We start from the raw sequence: 21,363 nt of genomic DNA, 5'->3' as shown, positions 1-21,363 counted from the left end.
TTGGCAGGTTGTGAAAATTTTGCCATTTTTAACCAGACATGCCATATTGTGGAGATTGTGACAGAAGATGGTCCCATGCCCTCCAGGAAAGGCCTCGCAGAAGAGCCTCAATCCTTCGACGACGACACCAGCGAACTTTCTTCGGTCGGCCACATGCGGCTGAAGATCGACTCCGCTGGACGTATCGTCATCCCCGCCGAAATGCGCGCAGCGATGATGGTCAGGCCGGGAGATATGGTGACGGCCGAGGTCGTGGACGGCGAGTTTCACCTCGTCTCGCCCGAGGTGGCGCTGAAGCAGGTGCGGGCTTTCGCGCGCAAGTGGAAGGCGGAGCACCCCGACGAAAGCGTCGTGGACGAATTGATCGCCGACCGGCGAGAAGAAGCACGGCGTGAACTTGAAGAAGCAAACACCTGGCGCAAAGCGCACGGTCTGCCGCCACTCGAATGACACCTCTCATTCTCGATTCATCCGCGATCATGGCGATCGTGCTTGACGAGCGCGGGAGCGATGTCGCGGCCGGACTGGCTCCGGGCGCTAGGCTGAGCAGCGTCAATCTCGCCGAGATCATAACGAAGTGCATTGAAAAGGCCGTGCCACCTGAAATTGCGACAACCTATATTCGACAGGGCCATATCGAAATCGTCGATTTCGATGCCGATCTGGCAATTCTGTCAGGCAATCTGTTCAAGCAGGCGAAGAAAGGCGTCCTTTCGCTGGGCGACCGTGCCTGTCTCGCCACGGCCATCAGATTGAAGGGTACCGCCGTCACCGCAGACCGCATCTGGGCCGAACTCGACCTGCCCTGTAAGGTCGAACTGATCCGCTGATTTCGGAGATTTCATGCCCGCCCTCGCCTCCTCCGTCTCCGCCGCCTCCGAAACCTTCCGCGCCAATGCGCAAAGGATGCGCGATCTCGTCGCCGACATTTCCGAGAAGGCCGAGACCATCCAGCGGGGCGGTTCGGAGGAAGCGCGCCAGCGGCATGTCTCGCGCGGCAAGCTGCTTCCCCGCGAGCGGCTGGCGCAACTGCTCGACACCGGCTCGCCCTTCCTGGAGATCGGCCAGTTCGCGGCCTGGGACATGTATGGCGGCGACATCGCCTCGGCAGGCATGATCGCCGGGATCGGTCGGATCGAGGGCCAGGAGGTGATGGTCGTCGTCAACGACGCCACGGTGAAGGGCGGCACCTATTATCCGCTGACCGTGAAGAAGCATCTGCGCGCGCAGGAAATCGCGGCCCAGAACAACCTGCCCTGCATCTACCTGGTCGATTCAGGCGGCGCCAATTTGCCGAACCAGGACGAAGTGTTCCCGGACCGCGAGCATTTCGGGCGCATCTTCTACAACCAGGCGAACATGAGCGCGGCGGGCATTCCGCAGATCGCCTGCGTGATGGGCTCCTGCACGGCTGGCGGCGCCTATGTGCCGGCGATGGCCGACGAATCCATCATGGTGAGGAAGCAGGCCACCATCTTCCTCGGCGGTCCGCCGCTGGTGAAGGCGGCGACCGGTGAGGTCGTGACGGCGGAGGAACTGGGTGGCGCCGACCTCCACACCCGCGAAAGCGGCGTGGCGGACCATCTGGCGGTGGACGATGCGCACGCATTGGCGATCGTTCGGCGCATCGTCAAGAACCTGAATCGGAACAAGGCGGTAAGCCCTGCCCTGCAGAAACCGAGTCAACCGCTTTACGCGGCGGACGAGATCTACGGCATCGTACCGACGGACCTGCGCCAGCCCTACGACGTGCGCGAGGTGATCGCCCGCATCGTCGACGGTTCGGAACTGGACGAATTCAAGGCTAATTACGGCACCACGCTGGTCACCGGCTTCGCCCATCTCTACGGCATGCCGGTCGGCATCATCGCCAACAACGGCGTGCTGTTTTCAGAGTCGGCGTTGAAGGGCGCGCACTTCATCGAACTGTGCTGCCAGCGCAAAATCCCGCTGGTCTTCCTGCAGAACATCACCGGCTTCATGGTCGGCAGGAAATACGAGGCGGGCGGCATCGCCAAGGACGGCGCCAAGCTGGTGACGGCGGTGGCGACCGCGCAGGTGCCGAAGGTGACGATGATCATCGGCGGCTCGTTCGGCGCCGGCAATTACGGCATGTGCGGCCGCGCCTATTCGCCCCGCTTCCTGTGGATGTGGCCGAACGCACGTATCTCGGTGATGGGCGGCGAGCAGGCGGCGATGGTTCTGGCGCTGGTCAAGCGCGACGGCATCGAGCGCAAGGGCGGCCGCTGGAGCGCGGAGGAAGAGGCCGAATTCAAACGCCCGACGCTGGAGAAATACGAACACGAGGGCCATCCGCTCTATTCCTCGGCGCGGCTGTGGGACGACGGCATCATCGATCCAGCCAAAAGCCGCGAGGTGCTGGCGCTGTCGCTGAGCGCGGCGCTGAATGCGGGGATAGCGGAGACAAGGTTCGGGGTGTTCCGGATGTGAGGGAAGTCGAATGACTTTCGGGGTTTTCATCCATCGCTCAGATTCGATCTACAGCGACATTCCGGCTGAAAGCTATCAATTTCCGCCGCAATATCTCGGGCGGGTTCAGGCCTGCATTGGAGACTGGATCGTCTATCTCGAACCAAGCAAGGTGCCGCAAACACGCGGCTACTTTGCGGTGGCAAAAATCCAGCAAGTCATTCCAGATCCGGGCACGGCTGGCATGTATCGGGCTATCGTCGAGGCCGGAACTTATCTCGAATTTGCTGATCCCGTTCCGTTTACGGGCCTTGCTGGCCCTATCGAAAGCGGCCTTTTGAACGACGAAGGTCGAATTTCAGGGCGCGCGCAATCAGCGGTTCGGCCGCTTTCGCCAGCCGACTTCCGCCGGATTGTCGAAGCCGGATTGGACGAGCACGAAGCCTTGCTCCCGCGCATCGGCGATGCCGCTTCCAACGGATTTGAGGACGAGCAGGCGCCTTTCGTCTATGAGCAGGAACGTGTCCGGGTCGAGCGCCTCGTCTCGCGCGTCATGCGCGACCGCGTGTTCCGAAGCCTCGTGCTCAATGCCTACGACCAGCGCTGCGCGATCACCGGACTCAAGCTGATCAATGGCGGTGGACGCGCCGAAGTTGAAGCCGCCCATATTCGTCCAGTCGAGGCCAACGGACCAGACAGCTTGCGTAACGGGATCGCACTGTCTGGCACTGCGCACTGGATGTTCGACCGAGGCATGATCAGCCTTGCCGATGATCTGACCATACTGGTGTCGCGGCAGGTCAACGACCAGGAAGGAGTGCGGGCGATGGTCAATCGCAGCGGGCTCGCGATCGTGCCTGAACGCGCAGCGCAGCGCCCTCACCCCCAGTTCCTAAAATGGCACCGCGACAACTGCTTCAAGCAGTAGCAAGGGCCAACAGCGCTATCCACCCCTACCCCATCGGACTGCGCCGCATCGCGCCCAGCACCAGTAGCGGCAGGAGCGTGGTCAGTACGATGGCGATGAAGGCCATCGCCATGCCGAGGCCGATCGAGCCCTGGTCGAACTGCCGCCAGATGAAGGTCGCCACCGTCTGCACGCCGACCGGCGCGACGAGGATGGAGGCGACCAGCTCGCGCGAGGCAACGGCAAATACAAGCAGCATGGAGGAGATCACGCTCGGCGCGATCAGCGGCAGGAGGATGCGGCGCAACGCCGTGATGCCGGACGCGCCGCAGACCCGCGCAGCGGCTTCCAGGCTGTCGCCGATCTGGAGAAGCGCTGCGTTGGTGTAGCGCACCGGATGCGGCAGCAGGATGCAGCAATAGGCGAGCAGCAGGATGAGCGTGGTGTTGTAGGGCGTCACCGGCAGGAAAGGCTGGTTCCAGGCCAGGATCAGCCCCACCGCCACGACGATGCCCGGCAGTGCGTTCGGCAGCATGGCGAGCACGTCGATGGTGCGCCGGCCGCGCGTTCCGGTCTTGACGACGACATAGGAAACCAGCGCGCCGAGCAGGCCCGCGATCAGCGCGGTCGCCACTCCGAGCGACAGGCTGGTGCCGAGCGCCCTGAGGCCGCCGGCGGAATCATTGAGGATCGCGGCGAAATTCTGCAAGCCGAGATTGCCGGCAACCAGGCCGCCCGAAATGGTCTTCTGCATCGCCGTTGCCAGCACGGCGAACAAGGGAACGCCGGTGGCCAGACTCGCGACTGCCGCGAACAGCGCCAGCACCGGCACGGTAAGGCGGCCGAGCGGGCGCTTGTCCCTGGCTGACGGGCGGCCGCCGGTGGTCTCGAAGGAACGCCCGGCCAGCACCCGCCGCTGCACGAGGAAGGCGAGGAAGGACAGAAGCACGAGCAGGAGCGAGATGACGGCCGCGCCCGGCAGGTCGATCGGCCAGTCGGAAATCCTGAGGTCGATGCCGCTCACCAGCACCTCGAAGCCGGCACGCCGTCCGAGCGCGGCAGGCGTGCCGTATTCCTCGATCGCCATCGCGAAGACGAGCAGCAGGCTCGCCGCCAAGCCGGGCGTCGCCAGCGGCAGGGTGACGCGCCAGAAAGCACGCACTGGCGAGGCGCCGAACACCCGCGCCACGTCGGAATAGCGCGCGCCCACCGCCTCGACGGTGCGCGAGACGGAGAAATAGACCACCGGGAAAGTATTGAGCGCCATCACCAGCGTCATGCCGCCGAGCGAAAACAGGAAGGACGACAGGTTGAAACCGGCAAGCTGCTGGAGATAGCCGTTCGGCTGCAGCGTCATGATCCAGCCCAGCGTCGCGATATAGGGCGGGATCATGAAGGGGACGAGGAAGAGCACGTCCCAGACAGGCGCGAAGGGAATGCGGAACAGCGCCCGTGCGACACCGAGGGGAACGGCAAGAACCGCCGCGAGCGCGACGACCGCCAGACCGAGCAGCACGGTGTTGACGGTCATGCCGACGAGATCGCGGCTGGCCAGCGTCTCGACCAATGGCGCGAAGGGTGTTGCGAACGAACCCGAACCGAGCCCCGGAAAGAGCGCTTGCAGGACGATGAAGAGAAAGGGAACGGCGACGAGCAGCACGAGCCCGGCGCCGGCGGTCCACACCGCCGGCCGCGCGCCGCCCAAGCCGGACGCCGTCATTTCGCTTACTTGAAGATATCGGCCATCTGGCCGAGGATCTCCTTGCGCTTGCCGTACACTTCTGCGGTGTCGTATTTCAGCAGCTTGAGATCGCCGATCAGCGGGCGGTTGGCGGGAACGTCGGTGCGGGCCGGCATCAGCATCTGGTCGGCCACCATCTTCTGCCCTTCATCGGACAGCATGTAGTCCACGAATTTTTTGGCGTCGTCCTGGTTCTTCGACCATTTCATGATCATGATCGGACGCGGCGCGACGACCGTGCCGGACTCGGGGAAAATCACGTCGATCGTCTCGCCCTTTTTCTTCGCGTTCAGCGCAATGTAGTCGACCGCGCCGAACACGGCGGCCTTGGCGCCCTGAAGCACCGGGTTCAGCGCGTCGGCGTTGGCGCCGGCGATGACCGCGCCGTTGGCCTTCAGTTCCTTGAACAGCTTCCAGTCGTCCTGCGCGGCTAGCGCCGCCGTCAGTTCGAAGGACGAGCCGGACTTCGCGGGATCGGGGATGTTGACAAGGTCCTTGAATTCGGGCTTGGCCAGATCAGCCCAATCGGCCGGCTTCGGCGTGCCGCTTTTGGTGTTCCAGACGATGCCGAGGCCGGAAACGCCCTGTGCGACGGCCGTATCGGTCTTGAGGAAATCCGGCACCTTGGCGGCGTTTGGGCTGGTATAGGGAACCAGCCAGCCGCGCTTGGCGAAATCGCTGGCCGTGTCCCACGAAGCCGAAATGACGACGTCGACGACCGGGTTGGACGCCTCGGCCTCGATGCGGGCCATGACCTTGCCGGTGGTGGCCTGAAACACGTTGACCTTGACACCGGTCTTTTCGGTGAAGCCGGCCGACAGTTTGTCGATGAGTTTCTGTGGCCCGGCGGTGTAGACGGTGACGTCGGCGAGCGCCGAGGAGGCGAAAAGACTTCCCGCTGCGAGCAGCGTCGCGGCGAGGACCGATTTCAAGGCAATGGACATATCCCTATCCCTCTGATTGGACGTGATTGATCGGCTCCGCCGGAAACCAGCGGAGATGGCTGGGCTCCAGGGCGAGCCCAATTCGTTCGCCCGCATGGGCGCGCGTATCGCTTGCAACCTGGACGGTGATGCCATCTCCCGGCTGCCCCAGCGCTACGGTCAGCGCATAGCCCTCGCCGCGGAACAGCGATTGCACGATGACGCCTTCCATCACCGCCTCGCTGTCGCCGGACGGCCGCAGGGCCTTGCGGGAAAGCAGGATTTTCGCTTTCCCGGCAGGACAAGGCGCATCGGGCGGTGCCGGTATCGAAATGCCGGTCTTCTCCAGCCGCCATGCGCCATCCGCGAACACCGCGTCGGCAACCGCACCGAGCTTGAGGAATTCCGCCACTTCCGAGGAAGCGGGCCTATCCACAAGCGTCTCCGGCGATGCGAGCTGCGCGATTTCGCCCTTGCGCATCACCGCCACCTCGTCGGCGAGGGTGAAGGCCTCGCCGTGGTCATGCGTGACGTAGATCGCCGTCAGGCCGAGACCGGAGACGAGTTGCGCGATCTCGCCGACCAACAGCTCGCGCAACTCGCGGTCGAGATTGGACAGCGGCTCGTCGAACAGGACGATGCGGGGCGCGGCGACGATGGCGCGGGCGATGGCGACGCGCTGCTGTTGCCCGCCTGAAAGGTCAGCCGGCCTGCGCTCGGCCATGCCGTCCAATCCCACCCGGGCCAGTGCCTCCATGACCATGCGGTTTCGCTCCGGCTTCGAGACCCGGCGCATCTCGAGCGGAAAGCCGACATTGGCCGCCACGCTCATGTGCGGCCAGAGCGCGTAATCCTGGAAGACCATGCCAAGCGCCCGCCGTTCCGGCGGAACGAACGCGCCGGTCGCGGCATCCGCCACTTTGCGGCCGTCGATGCTGACGGCGCCACAGGTGGGCGCCAGCAAGCCCGCCAACAGCCGCAGCAGCGTGGTCTTGCCGCAGCCGGACGGTCCGAGCAGCGCCAGCGTCCTGCCGCGCTCCAGCGACAGGTCTATGCCTCGCAGCACCGGCGTTTCGCCGTAGCGCTGCTCCAGCGCCTCAACGGCGATGGCGCTGGCCTGCAACGGCTTGTCTGGAGAAAGCATCGAACGGATTTCTGCTGGTGGCCGGCCGATCCGGCATTGAAAGAAAGGCCGGCGCCCCTCGCCGACCCGCTTGCACGGCAGTAGAGACCGCAGATGACAGGAATATTACAATTCGATGAGACGGCTACGGATCGTCGGGCGCGGCCCGCCGACGCCCTATCGACGCGAATCGACGGTTGATGCTATCTGCGGTTGATCGACGGAGGACGCAATGAACGAGACACCGCCCGGCGCCGAGCCGCTCCACCATCACATCAGGCCGATGCGCGGGCGCGATCCGCATGAGGCGCATCGCACGGCGACGCCGCTGGAGCTTCTGTTCGACCTCACCTTCGTCACCGCCTTCGGGGTGGCGGCCTCGCAGTTCGCGCACCTTCTGGCGGAAGGCCATGTCGGCGCCGCGCTGATCGGCTTCGCCTTCGCCAGCTTCGCGATCTGCTGGGCGTGGATCAACTTCTCATGGTTCGCATCGGCCTACGACACCGACGACTGGGTCTTCCGCCTCGCGACCATGATGCAGATGATCGGCGTGCTGGTGCTGGCGATCGGGCTGCCGCGCATGTTCGCCTCGCTCGACCATGGCGGGCATGTCGATAATTCGATCATGGTGCTGGGATATGTGGTCATGCGCGTGGCCATGGTGTTCCAATGGCTGCGCGCGGCAAGGCAGGACAAGCAGCGCCGGCGCGCCTGCCTGACCTATGCCATCGCCATCTCGATCGCGCAGGTCGGCTGGATCATGCAGATCCTGTTCGACTGGCCGCTGGGAACCACCATCGTGCTGGTCGTCGTCCTGGGCCTGATCGAGCTGGCCGGGCCGGTGCTTGCTGAAAACAAGGACGGCGGCACCCCCTGGCATGCGCACCACATCGTGGAGCGCAACAGCCTGTTCGCCATCATCGCGCTCGGCGAAGGCGTCGTCGGCACGGTGGCGTCGCTGTCCGCAGTCGTCGACGAACAGGGCTGGACGGTGGACGCCGGCCTTGTGGGCGTCGCCGGCATGGGCCTCACCTTCGGCATCTGGTGGGTCTATTACATGCTGCCCTCGGCGCAGGTGCTGCACGCCCATCGCGAACGGTGCTTCGTGTGGGGTTACGGCCAGATGGTGGTTGTGGCCGCCATCGTCGCCATCGGCGCCGGACTGCACGTCGCGGCCTATTTCATCGAGCACAAAGCGCATATCGGCGAATTGGCGGCGGTGCTTGCCGTCGCCGTTCCCGTCGGAGTTTTCCTCCTCGCGATCTACGCGCTCTACGCCTATCTGGTGCGCGGTTTCGACCCGCTTCACAAATGGCTGCTCATGGGAACGCTGGCGGTGGTGCTGACAGCCGTCGCCGCGGCAATGGCGGAGGTGGACATGGCGATATGCCTCGTCGTCCTCATGCTCGCCCCGATGGTCACGGTCGTCGGCTACGAGATATGGGGTCACCGGCATCAGGCACAGGCGCTTTCGTCGGACCAAGGCCCGACGCTGCACTGAGCGCCGGGCCGAGCACCCCATCGATCCGGTCAACCGCCTTTGGTGCCAATCGCGTCGAGCTCGGCGACGGCATCCGCCGGCAATTCCAGTTCCGCCGCGGCGAGATTCTCGCGCAGATGCGCGCGCGACGACGTTCCGGGAATGAGCAGGATATTGGGCGAGCGCCGCAGCAGCCACGCGAGCGCAACCTGCATGGGCGTCGCGCCGAGCCTCGCCGCGACGCCGTTCAGCGTCTCCGATTGCAACGGGCTGAAGCCGCCGAGCGGGAAGAACGGCACGTAGGCGATGCCGTCGCGGGCGAGTTCATCGATCAGGGCGTCGTCGTTGCGATGAGCGATATTGTACTGGTTCTGGACGCAGACGATGTCGACCATCGCCCGCGCCTCGGCGATCTGCGCCGGCGTGACGTTGCTCAAGCCGATATGGCGCACGAGACCTTCCCGCTGCAGGTCGGCAACCACGGAAAGCGGCTCTTCGATCGAGCCTTCAGCGGGACCATGCGTGTCGAACATGATGCGCAGGTTGACGACCTCCATCGCGTCGAGGCCGAGATTGCGAAGGTTGTCTTCGACCGCGCTGCGCAGTTCCGCCGGCGCATAGGCGGGCAGCCATTCCGCCTGATCGTTGCGGCGGGCGCCGATCTTGGTGACGATGGCGAGATTGCCGGGATAGGGATGCAGCGCTTCGCGGATGATCCGGTTGGTGACGTGCGGGCCGTAGAAATCGCTGGTGTCGATATGATCGACGCCGCTTTCCACCGCCTCGCGCAAGACGGCGAGCGCCTCGTCGTGGTTCTTCGGCGGGCCGAACACGCCCGGTCCCGCAAGCTGCATGGCGCCGTAGCCGAGCCTCCTCACGGTTCGATCGCCAAGTCTGTAGGTGCCGGACTTTTCAATGTTGGTCATGAATGCCTCCTTCAGCGGATGGCCGACAAATAGCGCTTGCGCTGGCGTTCGATAAGAATGCACAATCTGAACAGGTTGTGCGGAAATCAGGACAATGAATGCGGATCTTGCCGACCTGAATGCTTTCGTCGCGGTGGCGCGAGCCGGCGGCTTTCGCGACGCCGCACGCCGGAGCGGCCGCAGCGCGTCGGCGCTGAGCGATGCGGTACGCCGGCTGGAATCGCAGCTCGGAGTGCGGCTGCTCAACCGCACGACCCGCTCCGTCATGCCGACCGAGGCCGGCCGGCGCCTGCTGGAAAGGCTGACGCCGGCGCTGTCCGAGGTCGAATCCGCGCTCGACGTCGTCAACACCTTCCGTGACCGGCCTGCGGGCACGCTGAAGCTCAACGTGCCGATCAGCGTCGCCCGGCTGGTGCTGCCCTCGATCGTGCCGCCCTTTCTCGAAGCCTATCCCGACATCCGGCTGGAGGTGGTGGCGGAGGAAAGCTTCGTCGATCTTCTCGCCGCCGGCTGCGACGCCGGTATCCGCTACGACGAACGGCTGGAGCAGGACATGATCGCCGTGCCGATCGGCCCGCGCACGCAACGCTTCGCGGTCGCTGCCGCGCCAGCCTATCTCGACCGCCACGGCCGCCCGCTGCACCCGCGCGACCTGCTCTCGCACGCCTGCCTGCGCGGCCGCTTTCCTTCCGGGGCGCTGGCGACATGGGAGTTCGAGCGCGACGGCGAGACGGTGACGGTCGATCCGACCGGCCCGCTGATCGTGGGACTGGGCGGCGCGGCCGAGCTTTCCGTGGACGCCGCCGTGGGCGGGATCGGTATCGTGACACTGTTCGAGGACTGGCTGCTCCCCTTTTTCGAGCGCGGCGACCTGGAGCCGGTGCTGGAAGACTGGTGGCCGCGCTTCTCCGGTCCGTTCCTCTACTATCCCGGCCGCCGGCTGGTCCCCGCACCGCTCAGGGCCTTCGTTGATTTCGTGAAAGAGAACAACCGATATCCAGGAGACCTTTCTTGACTGTCTCTCGTTTGCGATACATATCATGCGTCATGAACGCACGTACCTCCATGCTCCATGTCCGTGTCGACGAGGACACCAAGGAACAGGCTGCCATCGCGCTTGAAGCGATGGGGCTGTCCATGTCCGACGCCGTCCGGCTCTTTCTCAAGCGCGTCGTCGCCGACCAGGCTTTTCCGCTGGAACTCAAGGTGCCGAACGCGGCCACCCGGACGGCAATGGCGGAAGCGGACGAGATTGCAGCAAAAGGCAAGGCGCGATTTGGGTCCGCCGACAATGTGATGGCCGACCTTGAAAAGGCCGCGGGAAAGTAAGCGCGCGGCGCAACCGCGCCGCTCGGACTACACCAGGCAATTTCTCAAGGATTGGGAGCGGCTTTCGCGCGCCGGACGGCACGACATGAACCGTTTGAAGCAGGTCATGCTGCTGTTGATCGCCAATGACGGGCCGCTTGGACCGGAATGGAGCGATCACCCGCTGAAAGGCGACTGGGCCGGCCATCGCGAGTGCCATGTCGGGGGCGACTTTCTTCTCGCCTACAAGATCGACGACGAAGGCAGGTCGGGACAGGTCATTTTCGTTCGTGCCGGCACGCATGCGGAACTGTTCGCGGAATGACCGGTTTCCCCAAACCTTGCACCCTGTCCCATCCGGCATACCTATAGAAGCGAATCCATTTTTCCGGCGCCTCCCGCCGGATCTGTCATCGGGAGCACGACAGAATGCCCATCGCCCCCATCCGTCATTCACTCGTTTCGCTGCGGGCCATCGTGCCGGACGACGCCTTCACCGCCTCCGCTCTGGGAACGGAGCGGGAAGGATCCGGCGTCGTCATCCGTGAGAGCGGGCTGGTACTGACCATCGGCTATCTCATCACCGAAGCCGAGGAAGTCTGGCTGACCCGGCACGACGGGCGTGTGGTCGCCGCGCATCCGCTGGCCTACGACCAGGAGACGGGCTTCGGCCTCGTTCAAGCACTGGGCGACCTGGGGCTGCCGGCCCTGCCCTTCGGCGATTCCCAAGCGGCGCGGGTCGGCGATCCGATCATGCTGATCGACGGCGGCGGTCACGCGGTCGAGGGCAAGATCGCCGCGCGGCAGGAATTCGCCGGCTACTGGGAGTACCTGCTGGACGATGCCATTTTTACCAGTCCGGCGCATCCGTCCTGGGGCGGTGCCGCACTGGTCGACGCGCAGGGCACACTGCTCGGCATCGGGTCGCTCAGGCTCCAGATGGCGAGCGGCGGCGACGTCGCCGATATCAACATGGTGGTGCCGATCGACCTCATCGAACCGATCTTCGACGACCTGATCAAGCGCGGCGCGGTGAAAAAGCAGCCGCGCCCCTGGCTCGGTGCGTTCTCGGCCGAACACAACGGCAAGGTGGTCGTCATGAGCGTCGCCGACAACGGCCCGGCCGAAAAAGCGGGCCTGCAACCGGGTGACGTGATCTCCGACATTCGCGACCAGGAAGTGCGCGGGCTTGCTGATTTCTACCGCACATTGTGGTCGAGCGGGCCGGCCGGCGTCGAACTGCCGCTGCGCGTGGTGCGCGACGGCCGCGAGGCATGGCTGCGGGTGAAATCCGCCGACCGCGACGCCCTGTTGAAGAAACCGCAGATGCAGTGAGGCCTTTCTCCCCCGACCGAGGGGAGATAAAAGGCTTCCATGTTCTCGAAAATCCTCATCGCCAATCGCGGCGAGATCGCCTGTCGTATCATCCGTACCGCGCGAAGGATGGGCGTGCGCACGGTGGCGGTCTATTCCGACGCCGACGCGCGTGCCCTGCATGTCGAGATGGCGGACGAGGCGGTGCGCATCGGTCCGTCGCCAGTGGGCGAGAGCTATCTGGTTGCGGAGAACATCATCGAGGCCGCGCGGATGCGCGGTGCCGAGGCCATCCACCCTGGTTATGGCTTCCTGTCGGAAAATCCGGATTTCGTCGACCGGGTCGTAGCCGCCGGGCTGACCTTCATCGGCCCGTCCGCCGCCTCCATTCGCGCCATGGGCCTGAAGGACGCAGCTAAGCGCCTCATGGAAAAAGCCGGTGTACCGGTCGTGCCGGGATACCACGGCGAGGCCCAAGAGATCGTCGTGCTCGCCTCCAAGGCGCGCGAGATCGGCTATCCGGTGCTTATCAAGGCGCGCGCCGGCGGCGGCGGCAAGGGCATGCGCCGCGTCGATCATCCCGACGATTTCGCCGAAGCGCTGTCGGCCGCGCGGCGCGAAGCCAAGGCCGCCTTCGGCGACGATCGCGTGCTGGTGGAGAAATATGTCGAGAAGCCCCGCCACATCGAGGTCCAGGTGTTCGGCGACAATTTCGGCAACGCCGTGCACCTGTTCGAGCGGGACTGCTCGGCGCAGCGCCGCCATCAGAAGGTGATCGAGGAAGCGCCCGCTCCCGGCATGACGACCGAGATGCGCCAAGCCATGACCGACGCGGCCGTGACCGCTGCGCAGACCATCGCCTATTCCGGCGCCGGCACGATCGAGTTCATCGTCGACGCCTCGGCGGGGCTGCGCCCTGACCGCTTCTGGTTCATGGAAATGAACACGCGACTGCAGGTCGAGCATCCGGTGACGGAGATGATCACCGGTGTCGATCTCGTGGAATGGCAGTTGCGGGTTGCGGCCGGCGAGAAATTGCCGGCTATACAGGACGACATCAAGCTAGACGGCCATGCCTTCGAGGCCCGCCTTTACGCCGAAGATCCGGCAAAAGGCTTCCTGCCGGCGATCGGCACGCTCCATCACGTGCGCTTTCCCGAGACCGCGCCGCCGGAAACGGACATGCGTATCGAGACTGGCGTGCGCCAGGGCGACGCGATTTCGCCCTGGTACGATCCGATGATCGCCAAGCTGGTGGTACATGGGCACGACCGGGCGTCGGCGCTGGCGGGGCTGCGCGCGCTGCTGGCCGGGACCGAGGTCGCTGGCTCGACGGTCAACACCGCCTTCCTCGATGCGCTTGCAGCCGATCCCGAATTCGCCGCCGGCGATGTCGATACCGACCTGATCGGAAGAAAGCAGGAAAGCCTGACCGATGCGCTGGCGCCGGATGCAGGAATTGTCGCGACGGCGGTGCTGTCCGCGGCTGGTGTCGACGACAGGCCGTCGGCGGACGATCCGTGGTCAGCGCTCGCGGGATATGCGCATTTCCACGCCGCGCAAAAGCGGATATCGCTTCGCTCAGGCGACCAGGAGACCACGGCAAGCATCGGCTTCAAAGATGGCCATGCCGTGGTCACGCTGCCCGGAGGCGAGACGGTCTCCCCGCCAGATCATCCCCGGCTCGCGCGTTGGCCGGGCCATGTCACCGTCTTCAGCGGAGCCGTGAGCCACACCTTCGCTGTGCCCGACCCGCTTGCGCAGGCCGAAGACGCCAGCACCGGCACGGGTTCGCTGCGGGCGCCGATGCCGGGCCTGGTCAAGCTGGTGAGGGCCGCCAAGGGCGAGGCCGTAACGAAAGGCCAGCCACTTCTCGTTCTGGAAGCCATGAAGATGGAGCACGTCATCGCGGCACCGCATGACGGCCTGATCGCCGACATCGCAGACGAAGGCGCCCAGGTCACCGATGGCGCGGTGCTGGTGCGGTTTTCCGAACAGGCCTGAGGACGGGAATCAGAGCTTTCAGCACGATGGGCGCGAGGCCGCAAACGCGGCATGATCTTGCGAATTGTACGGAAATCCCGTATATCACCGCCTGATGAAAGACAGGTTCGATCCTGCCAAGGACGCGGCCAACCTTCGCAAGCATAAAGTGCCGCTGGCCTTCGGTGATCGGATTTTCGAAGACGGCAACCATCTCGTTATCCCGTCGATCCGCGAAATCGATGGCGAAGAGCGGTTCAAGGTGGTCGGGATCGTAGAAGAAAAGCTGTTCACCGGCGTTTTCGTCTGGCGAGGTCAATTGCCTCGCTTCATCTCGGTCAGAAGGAGCAATAAAGGTGAAGAACGAACATATCGCGCTGACGTCTGACCCGACCGACGTTGAAGATTTCGATGTAACGATTGAGGCCCTTGACCGGGCCCAGCGCGCTCGCCTGATCCGCAAGACGCGAACCGGCCTCGGTTTGTCCCAGTCCGAATTCGCCCGTCGCTTCCGGGTTCCGGTCGGCACGTTGCGGGACTGGGAACAGGCGCGCGCCACCGCGCCGGATTTTGCCGTCGCTTACGTTCGCGTCATCGGCCGTCATCCGGACATGGTCGCCAAGTCGGTGGCGTAGTCCCACCGCTGACGAGACAAGCCAAACCGACAAACCGGGTTGCTACGATTAAAAAGGCCGGGTTCACCCCGGCCTGTTTCATTTCCCGATCTATCGCATAACGATCAGGGCTGGATCGGTGCGTATTTGCCGTCGTGCCACTGGTTGATGTCGTAGCTGGCGTTCTTCATATCGCCCTTCTCGTCGAAGACGACGTCGCCAACCACCGTGTGGATCGGCTCGCCGTTCTTCAGCGCCTCGGCCACCTTTGCCGGGTCTTCGCTATTCGCGCGCTCGATGCCCTGCGCGAAGGCCTGGATCACCGCATAGGAGAACAGCGTGAAGCCTTCCGGCTGGAATCCGCCGGCCTTGATCTTCTCCACCGCCTCCTTGGCCTCCGGCTTGGCCTGCGGGTCGGACGGGAACACGAACATCGTCCCCTCGCCCGCCGGCCCGGCGACCTGCCAGAATTCCGGCGAGGCGATGGAGTCGGGCATGATGAGCTGGAACTTGAAGCCCTGCTCGGCGGCCTGGCGCAGGATCAGGCCGGCCTCGGGGTGGTAGCCGCCGAAATAGACCACGTCGGCCTTCATTTCCTTCAGCTTGGTGACAAGCGCCGAATAGTCCTTTTCGCCTGCATTGATGCTTTCGTTGAGGACTTCCTTGAGGCCGTTCTCGTTCATCGTCTTGCGGACGGCGTCGGCGACGCCCTGGCCGTAGGCGCTCTTGTCATCGAGAATGACGACGTTCTTGCCGGCATATTTCTTGGCAATCCACGGGCCGATGAAGGCGCCCTGCTGATCGTCGCGCGTGTAAAGACGCATGATCGTGGTCCAGCCCTTGGCCGCGGCGTCGTCGGTCATGACGGGGTTGGACGAGGCCGGGCTCATCATCAGCGCGCCGCCTTCGGCATAGACGGCGGAGGCCGGAATGCTCGAACCGGAACAGGCGTGGCCGTCGATGAACATGACGCCGTTACCGAGGATGCGGTTGGCGATCGACACGGCCTGCTTCGGATCGCACTGATCGTCCTCGATGTCGAGCTTGACCTGCTTGCCCATGACGCCGCCCTTGGCGTTGATGGCGTCCGCGGCGGCCTGCGCGCCTTGCTTGAACTGGTCGCCGATGGTCGCGAGCTGGCCCGTCATCGGCCCCGCGACGGCGAACGTGATGTCGTCGGCCCGAGCCGCCTGGCCCCAGGCCATCATGCCGAGAAGCGCGGCACCCGCCAGGTATTTCGCAATTTTCATGAACAAGCCTCCCCAATGCTTGCGCCGCCGTCTGCGGCGCTGTTCCACCCACGCGGCAAGATTCCATCGCCTTGCCGCATTGTCTTGGCGCATCGATAGCACGCCATTGGTCCTGCAAGCTACAGCAACCGGCAGAAAGACGAAAGCCGCGCCGGCTCATTTCGGCCGGTCGCGGCTTTCGCGGAGGAACCTGCCCGATGCCCCCCGGCTTCAAGCAGGTTCCCGCCTTCCCTGTCGCCGCGCGGCTGGCCGTTGCACGGCTGCCGCGTCTGGTCTTTGGGCAGAGCCTTGTCTGCCCTGATTGCGCCTGAGACGCGCAACCCCGGCCGGTTGATTCCAGCCCTTTTCCCCCTCCGGGAGTATCCGGAAAGCGCCTTCGCCCTGCGGCACGCGCTCTTTAATGAACCGTCATCCACTCGCGTGCTTCGCGCAGCGCCTTGGCGATCTCGACCTTCGACATCGTCACCGAAAGTTCCGAGCGAAGTTCTGCCGCCCGCAGCGAGCCTTTGATCGCGGCGATGTTGAACCATTTGTGGGCGGCGATGACATCGATCTCGCAGTCGCGACCGGTCGCGTACATCATGCCCAGTTCGAAGAGAATGTCGGCCTGCGCGGTGGCGCCCATGGCGCCGACACCAGCTTCAAGCATCTCGAAACGTGCCATTTTGCAATCCCCTGTTCAGGTCCCTGTTGTCTCCCGAGAGCCCCGTCATTGTCCCCTGGCGGGCTGCTCTTGCGATGCTTTCGAGAATGCCGGCGACGCTTGAATTGCGCGTTAAATGGCTTGCTTAATTTGGAGAAAACAAAGCTGAAACAGGAGGTAAACGGCACCAAGCGTTAAGGATAGAAATCCCGCGATTGCAGCGTTTCGCCTAAAATTCGAAGAAAATGCCGGTGTCGAAGCTCAACGATCCGGTAACCAAGGAAACAGGCGGCCCCTTCACCGCTTGCGGTCTTGTGCCCTTCCAGAACCGCTCCAAGGTCCGCAGGGACCAACGCGATTTCTTCTGCGGCACCGGCTTTCCCATCGGTCGACTGTGCGCTAGCTTACGTTTGCGTAAACGTCGCACCTGCCGCGACGCCGCCAAGGGAGGACACGACATGCTTCGCACGACAGGCCTGGCCCTCGCGGCCATCGCATTCATGGCCGGCCCCGCGTTGGCCGATCCGATCGAGGGCAACTGGAAGACCGCGTCAGGCTCGACGGCGGCAATTTCCGGCGGCGGAAGTTTCACGATCACACTGAAGTCCGGGAAGTTCGCCGGAAAGACGATCGGCTCGCTCAAGCCGTCCGGCAGCAACAAATATGCAGGCTCGATCACCGATCCCGAGACGGACAAGACCTATTCCGGGAAAGCCACGCTTTCAGGCACTTCCCTGAAGATGAGCGGTTGCGTGCTGGGCGGCCTGTTCTGCAAGAGCCAGACCTGGACGAAACTCTGAGAGACAATCCCCGTCCCCGGCCGGCGCGGCAGTAGAAGTGTACGCCGGTCGCCTGCCTGATGCGCCCCAATTGCGGAGCCTTCGCGGACGACGCACGGCATTCGATTAAACTGCCGTCAATCATTTTGAACCCTGCATGAACGGCGGCCTCAGGGGCAGTTCAGGCGAATTCCGGCATTTTGGCGTCATGAACATGGAGACGCCGAAATGCTCGCCCGCCGTTTCACCATCGTATGCCTGCTGATGATGCTGTTCGGCATGACCTTCGCCATCCTGGTGGCGGAGACCAGCCACGCTTCCCACCGCTGGGACGACGGCCGCGGCTGCGGCGTCTTTTGCTCCGCCCTCGGGCGCAATTGAGCGCCGGAAAGAAGCGACGACGATGACCCGCATCCACGCCGATCTGAGAACGATCCTGCGCCTGCTCCCGCGTACCGCCGTCATGCTTTTGCTGCTGGCCGCTCCCGTGCTTGCGGTTCCCAGCATCAATTCCGGCGGCGGCGCCACCATCGAGGCACCCGCCCTGCAGAAGACGGGCGCGGGCTTCGTGCTTCTGATGAGCCTGCGGCGCGGCTGACGACAAATGGATGGCGCCAGCGGCTGACGCCCCCTCCCAAGTGTCGCAATCCGCCCTTATAATGGGTCATGGAAAAGCGAATCTATCCCCAGGCCATCGAATCCGTCGTCATGCCGGAGCCGTATCACCGGCAAAGCTTCGACGACGCCCATGAAGCGGTCAAGGCGCTTCAGTTCCTCTATGACCGCAACACGCGCTTCCTGCGCGACTCGTTCGCGGCGCTTGCGGCTGGCGGCGACCTCAACAGGCGCTACCGCGCCTTCTATCCCGAAGTCGGCGTCACCACGACCTCGTTCACCCAGGTCGATTCACGGCAGGCCTACGGCCATATGCCGACCCCTGGCCACTTCTCCACCACGATCACGCGCCCCGACCTGTTCGAAGCCTATCTGACGGAACAGTTGCGGCTCATCATGCGCAATCACGGCGTTATGGTGACGGTGTCGGAATCGGAAACCCCGATCCCGCTCCACTTCGCCTTTCTCGAAGGCACCTATGTCGACGCCGCCGCGGCCGAGCGCATCAAGCGGCCGATCCGCGACCTGTTCGACGTGCCGGATCTCGATGGCACGGACGACCAGATCGCCAACGGCACGTTCGAAGTGGCTCTGGGCGAAGCGCGGCCGCTGGCGCCGTTCACCGCGCAGCGCATCGACTATTCGCTGCATAGGATGGCGCATTACACGGCGACCAGCCCGCAGCATTTCCAGAATTTCGTGCTGTTCACCAACTACCAGTTCTACATCGACGAGTTCTGCGCCCGCGCCCGCGCCCTGATGGCGGACGGAGGCGGCGGCTACGCCGCGTTCGTCGAACCGGGCAACCTCGTCACTCTGGCCGGCGACAGCGACCCCTCGGCGGGCGCCGCGCCGCCGCGCCTGCCGCAGATGCCGGCGTATCACCTCAAGAAGCCGAACCACGGCGGCATCACCATGGTCAATATCGGTGTCGGACCGTCCAACGCCAAGACGATCACCGACCATGTCGCGGTGCTGAGACCGCATGCCTGGGTGATGCTCGGCCACTGCGCCGGGCTGCGCAACACGCAGGCGCTGGGCGACTACGTGCTGGCCCATGCCTATGTGCGCGAGGACCACGTGCTGGACGACGACCTGCCGGTGTGGGTGCCGATCCCGCCGCTGGCCGAGATCCAGGTGGCGCTGCAGGAGGCGGTTGCCGAAGTGACTGGGCTTTCGGGCTACGACCTCAAGCGCATCATGCGCACCGGCACGGTCGCCACCATCGACAACCGCAACTGGGAACTGCGCGACCAGCGAGGCCCGGTGCAGCGGCTTTCGCAATCGCGCGCCATCGCGCTCGACATGGAATCGGCCACCATCGCCGCCAACGGTTTCCGCTTCCGCGTGCCCTACGGCACGCTGCTGTGCGTTTCCGACAAGCCGCTGCATGGCGAGTTGAAGCTGCCGGGCATGGCCAGCGAATTCTACAAGCGGCAGGTGGCGCAGCACCTCACCATCGGCATCAAGGCTATGGAGAAACTGGCGGAGATGCCGATGGAGAACCTGCACTCGCGCAAGCTACGCAGTTTCTCGGAGACGGCTTTCCAGTAGGCAGGTCCGGTCGGGCGCAAGGCGATCGACCGCTAGCACGGCACGCTACTGCCCGTTCACCAGACCGAGGATCAGGCGGTGCATGTTGCCACCTTCCCGGAACTCTTCCCGGTCGAAGTCGCGCCCCTGCTGGCGCTGTATCGCGGAGGCCGCCGCCAGACGTGCGGTTAGTTCCTGCCTGATCTTCCTGCAGGTCGGATCGTTCTGCGCGGTGAAGCCGACCGAAAAGCCTTCGATGGTCCTGACCATCTCCCTGATGCTTTCACCATGCACCTTCTCATGCGCGAGAACGCCGGCGGCGAACCTGTCCCAGCGGGCTTTGACGGCCGGCGCCAGTTTTCCGGAGGGCTTGGGCACGGTGTAGGTGATGGTGAGCCAGGGTCTGGCGGCGGCAAGTACGCAGGCATTGCCGCGCGGCTCGTATTTGCGCGACCATTTGAGATCGAAGGTGGTGTGGGCAATCGCCCGCGTCGGCCCGACCTTCGGCCCGCGCTCGCCGATCGACATATAGAGGTCGACGCCGCTGCTGCCGCTGATCGGATAGGTCACGATCTTCTCCGAGATCGTTCCCCCTGCATGCGCTGCCGCCATGGCACCGAGCAGAAAGGAGAGAGACGCGATCAAGCGCAGTTGACGTCCGTTCCGCATCGCCGCGATGGTCCTTTGCCTCTATCCGTTGTAAAAGCCCTCCTACCATCAATGGGCCGTATTTGTCCGCACAACGACACGCCATGAACCCGATCCTCCAAATCCTGCGATCGCCAGTCTCGCTTGCCTGCGCCGCCATGCTGGGCCTCGCCCTGATGCTGGCCTTCGGTCTTGCCGGTGCATGGTCGCCCTGGCTCGACGCCTTCGCACACTTCCGGGTCCATTTCGCCCTCGCCGCGGCTCTGCTGGCAATCGTATTGCTGGCGACGCGTTATCGGCTGCTGGCCGCCTCCGCGCTCCTGTTCGCCATCGCCTGCCTATGGACAGTGCCGGGCATGTCGGCGTGGCTGAGCCTTGGTTCGGTGCAGGCGGCTTTCCAGCCGCACAGCGGCGACCAGCCGACCTACCGGCTGCTGCAGATGAACCTGCGCTTCAACAATCCGACGCCGGAAAAGGTGCTTTCGCTGATCGGCAGCACGCGTCCCGACATCATCACCTTCGAGGAAGCCTCCCCCATGTGGCAGGACAAGCTGCAATCGCTTGCCCATGCCTATCCTTTCAGCATCTATTGCGGCAGCGTCTTCGGTTCGGCCATCCTGTCGCGGCGACCCCTCGCCGAAGGCACCGAAGCGGCCTGCCACACGGCGGGGACGCTGGCGACGGCGACGGTCGATCTCGGCGGCCGCCCGATCGACGTCGCCGCGATCCATATGGGCTGGCCATGGCCGCGCCAGCAGACGTGGCAGATCAGGTCGATCTCCGGGCCGCTGGGAAAGCTGGGCGCCACCGCCATCATGGCCGGCGACTGCAATGCCGCGCCGTGGAGCGGCGCCGTCCATCGCATCGCCGAGCACGGCGGACTGACCATCATGCCTTCGGTCGGGCCGACCTGGATGTGGCGGCGGCTGCCGGACGCGCTGCGTTTCGCCGGCCTGCCGATCGACCAGGTGTTCTCGAAGGGCGACGTCGTCATCCATTCGGCGCACAAGATGGCGCCGGCCGGCTCCGACCATCTGCCGATCCTGGTGGAGTTCTCGCTGCGACCGCAAGCGCCCAAGCCGGAGAACGAGGCCAGCAGCGCCACCGTCTCGGCCGATCCGGAGATGGCCGCCCTCGGCGGCTGAA

At 64.5% G+C, this 21,363-nt stretch carries 24 protein-coding genes; 17 read left to right on the top strand and 7 right to left on the bottom strand.

Annotated features, from left to right (window positions below):
• The 4 genes from ABMA46_RS09430 to ABMA46_RS09415 are packed head-to-tail and all read left to right on the top strand — an operon-like array spanning window position 1 to window position 3,358.
• Window positions 1–450: an AbrB/MazE/SpoVT family DNA-binding domain-containing protein gene (locus tag ABMA46_RS09430; protein WP_348999083.1), complete on the top strand. Its 450-nt coding sequence runs from the start codon at window positions 1–3 to the stop codon at window positions 448–450.
• Complete coding sequence (locus ABMA46_RS09425; RefSeq protein ID WP_348999082.1) at window positions 447–830, top strand: type II toxin-antitoxin system VapC family toxin; 384 nt, start codon at window positions 447–449, stop codon at window positions 828–830. Before ABMA46_RS09430 ends, ABMA46_RS09425 begins: the two co-directional genes overlap by 4 nt.
• A 13-nt stretch (window positions 831–843) precedes the next feature.
• Complete coding sequence (locus ABMA46_RS09420; RefSeq protein ID WP_348999081.1) at window positions 844–2,451, top strand: carboxyl transferase domain-containing protein; 1,608 nt, start codon at window positions 844–846, stop codon at window positions 2,449–2,451.
• A gap of 10 nt (window positions 2,452–2,461) precedes the next feature.
• Window positions 2,462–3,358, top strand: coding sequence for an HNH endonuclease (locus ABMA46_RS09415; protein WP_348999080.1), 897 nt, complete (start codon window positions 2,462–2,464; stop codon window positions 3,356–3,358).
• 25 nt (window positions 3,359–3,383) lie between these two features.
• Here ABMA46_RS09415 and ABMA46_RS09410 read toward each other — a convergent pair whose 3' ends face one another.
• Genes ABMA46_RS09410 through ABMA46_RS09400 form a run of 3 tightly spaced genes read right to left on the bottom strand, consistent with a single transcriptional unit; the run spans window position 3,384 to window position 7,145 of the window.
• On the bottom strand, window positions 3,384–5,057 hold the full coding sequence (locus tag ABMA46_RS09410) for an ABC transporter permease (protein ID WP_348999079.1): 1,674 nt from the start codon (window positions 5,055–5,057) through the stop codon (window positions 3,384–3,386).
• 5 nt (window positions 5,058–5,062) lie between these two features.
• Entirely contained in the window at window positions 5,063–6,022 is a 960-nt protein-coding gene (locus ABMA46_RS09405; RefSeq protein WP_348999078.1) for an ABC transporter substrate-binding protein, read from the bottom strand.
• A gap of 4 nt (window positions 6,023–6,026) precedes the next feature.
• Entirely contained in the window at window positions 6,027–7,145 is a 1,119-nt protein-coding gene (locus ABMA46_RS09400; RefSeq protein ID WP_348999077.1) for an ABC transporter ATP-binding protein, read from the bottom strand.
• 211 nt (window positions 7,146–7,356) lie between these two features.
• Here ABMA46_RS09400 and ABMA46_RS09395 point away from each other — a divergent pair, with 211 nt between their 5' ends.
• On the top strand, window positions 7,357–8,625 hold the full coding sequence (locus ABMA46_RS09395; protein ID WP_348999076.1) for a low temperature requirement protein A: 1,269 nt from the start codon (window positions 7,357–7,359) through the stop codon (window positions 8,623–8,625).
• A 29-nt stretch (window positions 8,626–8,654) separates the two neighbouring features.
• Here the strand turns inward: ABMA46_RS09395 and ABMA46_RS09390 are convergent, their stop codons facing one another.
• Complete coding sequence (locus ABMA46_RS09390; RefSeq protein ID WP_348999075.1) at window positions 8,655–9,530, bottom strand: aldo/keto reductase family oxidoreductase; 876 nt, start codon at window positions 9,528–9,530, stop codon at window positions 8,655–8,657.
• Window positions 9,531–9,624: 94 nt separating this feature from the next.
• On the opposite strand from ABMA46_RS09390, the gene ABMA46_RS09385 reads away from it, so the two are divergent.
• From ABMA46_RS09385 to ABMA46_RS09355, 7 genes are all read left to right on the top strand, one after another.
• Entirely contained in the window at window positions 9,625–10,545 is a 921-nt protein-coding gene (locus ABMA46_RS09385) for a LysR family transcriptional regulator (protein ID WP_348999074.1), read from the top strand.
• Between the two features lie 32 nt (window positions 10,546–10,577).
• A complete protein-coding gene (locus ABMA46_RS09380) occupies window positions 10,578–10,859 on the top strand; it encodes a type II toxin-antitoxin system RelB/DinJ family antitoxin (RefSeq protein ID WP_348999073.1) in 282 nt (93 codons plus the stop codon).
• Window positions 10,837–11,163, top strand: a complete 327-nt coding sequence (locus tag ABMA46_RS09375; RefSeq protein ID WP_348999072.1) for a type II toxin-antitoxin system YafQ family toxin — start codon at window positions 10,837–10,839, stop codon at window positions 11,161–11,163. The genes ABMA46_RS09380 and ABMA46_RS09375 overlap by 23 nt, the downstream gene beginning before the upstream one ends.
• A 104-nt stretch (window positions 11,164–11,267) precedes the next feature.
• Complete coding sequence (locus ABMA46_RS09370) at window positions 11,268–12,173, top strand: S1C family serine protease (RefSeq protein WP_348999071.1); 906 nt, start codon at window positions 11,268–11,270, stop codon at window positions 12,171–12,173.
• Window positions 12,174–12,212: 39 nt separating this feature from the next.
• Window positions 12,213–14,156 carry an acetyl/propionyl/methylcrotonyl-CoA carboxylase subunit alpha gene (locus ABMA46_RS09365; RefSeq protein WP_348999070.1) on the top strand — a complete coding sequence of 648 codons (1,944 nt, stop codon included), beginning with the start codon at window positions 12,213–12,215 and terminating at the stop codon, window positions 14,154–14,156.
• Window positions 14,157–14,250: 94 nt separating this feature from the next.
• The gene (locus tag ABMA46_RS09360; protein WP_348999069.1) at window positions 14,251–14,523 is read left to right on the top strand and encodes a BrnT family toxin; all 273 of its coding nucleotides are present in this window, start codon (window positions 14,251–14,253) and stop codon (window positions 14,521–14,523) included.
• Window positions 14,492–14,770, top strand: a complete 279-nt coding sequence (locus ABMA46_RS09355) for a helix-turn-helix domain-containing protein (protein ID WP_348999068.1) — start codon at window positions 14,492–14,494, stop codon at window positions 14,768–14,770. The genes ABMA46_RS09360 and ABMA46_RS09355 overlap by 32 nt, the downstream gene beginning before the upstream one ends.
• A gap of 104 nt (window positions 14,771–14,874) precedes the next feature.
• Here ABMA46_RS09355 and ABMA46_RS09350 read toward each other — a convergent pair whose 3' ends face one another.
• Window positions 14,875–15,957, bottom strand: coding sequence for a branched-chain amino acid ABC transporter substrate-binding protein (locus ABMA46_RS09350; RefSeq protein WP_348999280.1), 1,083 nt, complete (start codon window positions 15,955–15,957; stop codon window positions 14,875–14,877).
• Window positions 15,958–16,396: 439 nt separating this feature from the next.
• Window positions 16,397–16,663 carry an SEL1-like repeat protein gene (locus ABMA46_RS09345; RefSeq protein ID WP_348999067.1) on the bottom strand — a complete coding sequence of 89 codons (267 nt, stop codon included), beginning with the start codon at window positions 16,661–16,663 and terminating at the stop codon, window positions 16,397–16,399.
• Window positions 16,664–17,100: 437 nt separating this feature from the next.
• Here ABMA46_RS09345 and ABMA46_RS09340 point away from each other — a divergent pair, with 437 nt between their 5' ends.
• The 4 genes from ABMA46_RS09340 (at window position 17,101) to ABMA46_RS09325 (ending at window position 19,590) form a co-directional block, all read left to right on the top strand.
• Window positions 17,101–17,442, top strand: coding sequence for a DUF2147 domain-containing protein (locus ABMA46_RS09340; RefSeq protein ID WP_348999066.1), 342 nt, complete (start codon window positions 17,101–17,103; stop codon window positions 17,440–17,442).
• A gap of 207 nt (window positions 17,443–17,649) precedes the next feature.
• Complete coding sequence (locus tag ABMA46_RS09335) at window positions 17,650–17,802, top strand: hypothetical protein (protein ID WP_348999065.1); 153 nt, start codon at window positions 17,650–17,652, stop codon at window positions 17,800–17,802.
• Window positions 17,803–17,824: 22 nt separating this feature from the next.
• A complete protein-coding gene (locus ABMA46_RS09330; protein WP_348999064.1) occupies window positions 17,825–18,019 on the top strand; it encodes a hypothetical protein in 195 nt (64 codons plus the stop codon).
• A gap of 110 nt (window positions 18,020–18,129) precedes the next feature.
• Window positions 18,130–19,590 (top strand): AMP nucleosidase, encoded by a 1,461-nt coding sequence (locus ABMA46_RS09325; protein ID WP_484532547.1) that lies wholly within the window; start codon window positions 18,130–18,132, stop codon window positions 19,588–19,590.
• A 45-nt stretch (window positions 19,591–19,635) separates the two neighbouring features.
• Here ABMA46_RS09325 and ABMA46_RS09320 read toward each other — a convergent pair whose 3' ends face one another.
• Window positions 19,636–20,139, bottom strand: a complete 504-nt coding sequence (locus ABMA46_RS09320; protein WP_425475718.1) for a DUF922 domain-containing Zn-dependent protease — start codon at window positions 20,137–20,139, stop codon at window positions 19,636–19,638.
• A 182-nt stretch (window positions 20,140–20,321) separates the two neighbouring features.
• Between ABMA46_RS09320 and ABMA46_RS09315 the strand changes: the two genes are divergently transcribed.
• Complete coding sequence (locus ABMA46_RS09315) at window positions 20,322–21,362, top strand: endonuclease/exonuclease/phosphatase family protein (protein WP_348999062.1); 1,041 nt, start codon at window positions 20,322–20,324, stop codon at window positions 21,360–21,362.
• Window position 21,363: the final 1 nt, after the last annotated feature.

Source organism: Mesorhizobium hunchu (assembly GCF_040081975.1).
GTDB classification, from domain to species: Bacteria; Pseudomonadota; Alphaproteobacteria; order Rhizobiales; family Rhizobiaceae; genus Mesorhizobium; species Mesorhizobium hunchu.
The sequence above is the reverse complement of the archived record's forward strand: the minus strand, read 5'-3'. Positions and strand labels throughout refer to the sequence as shown.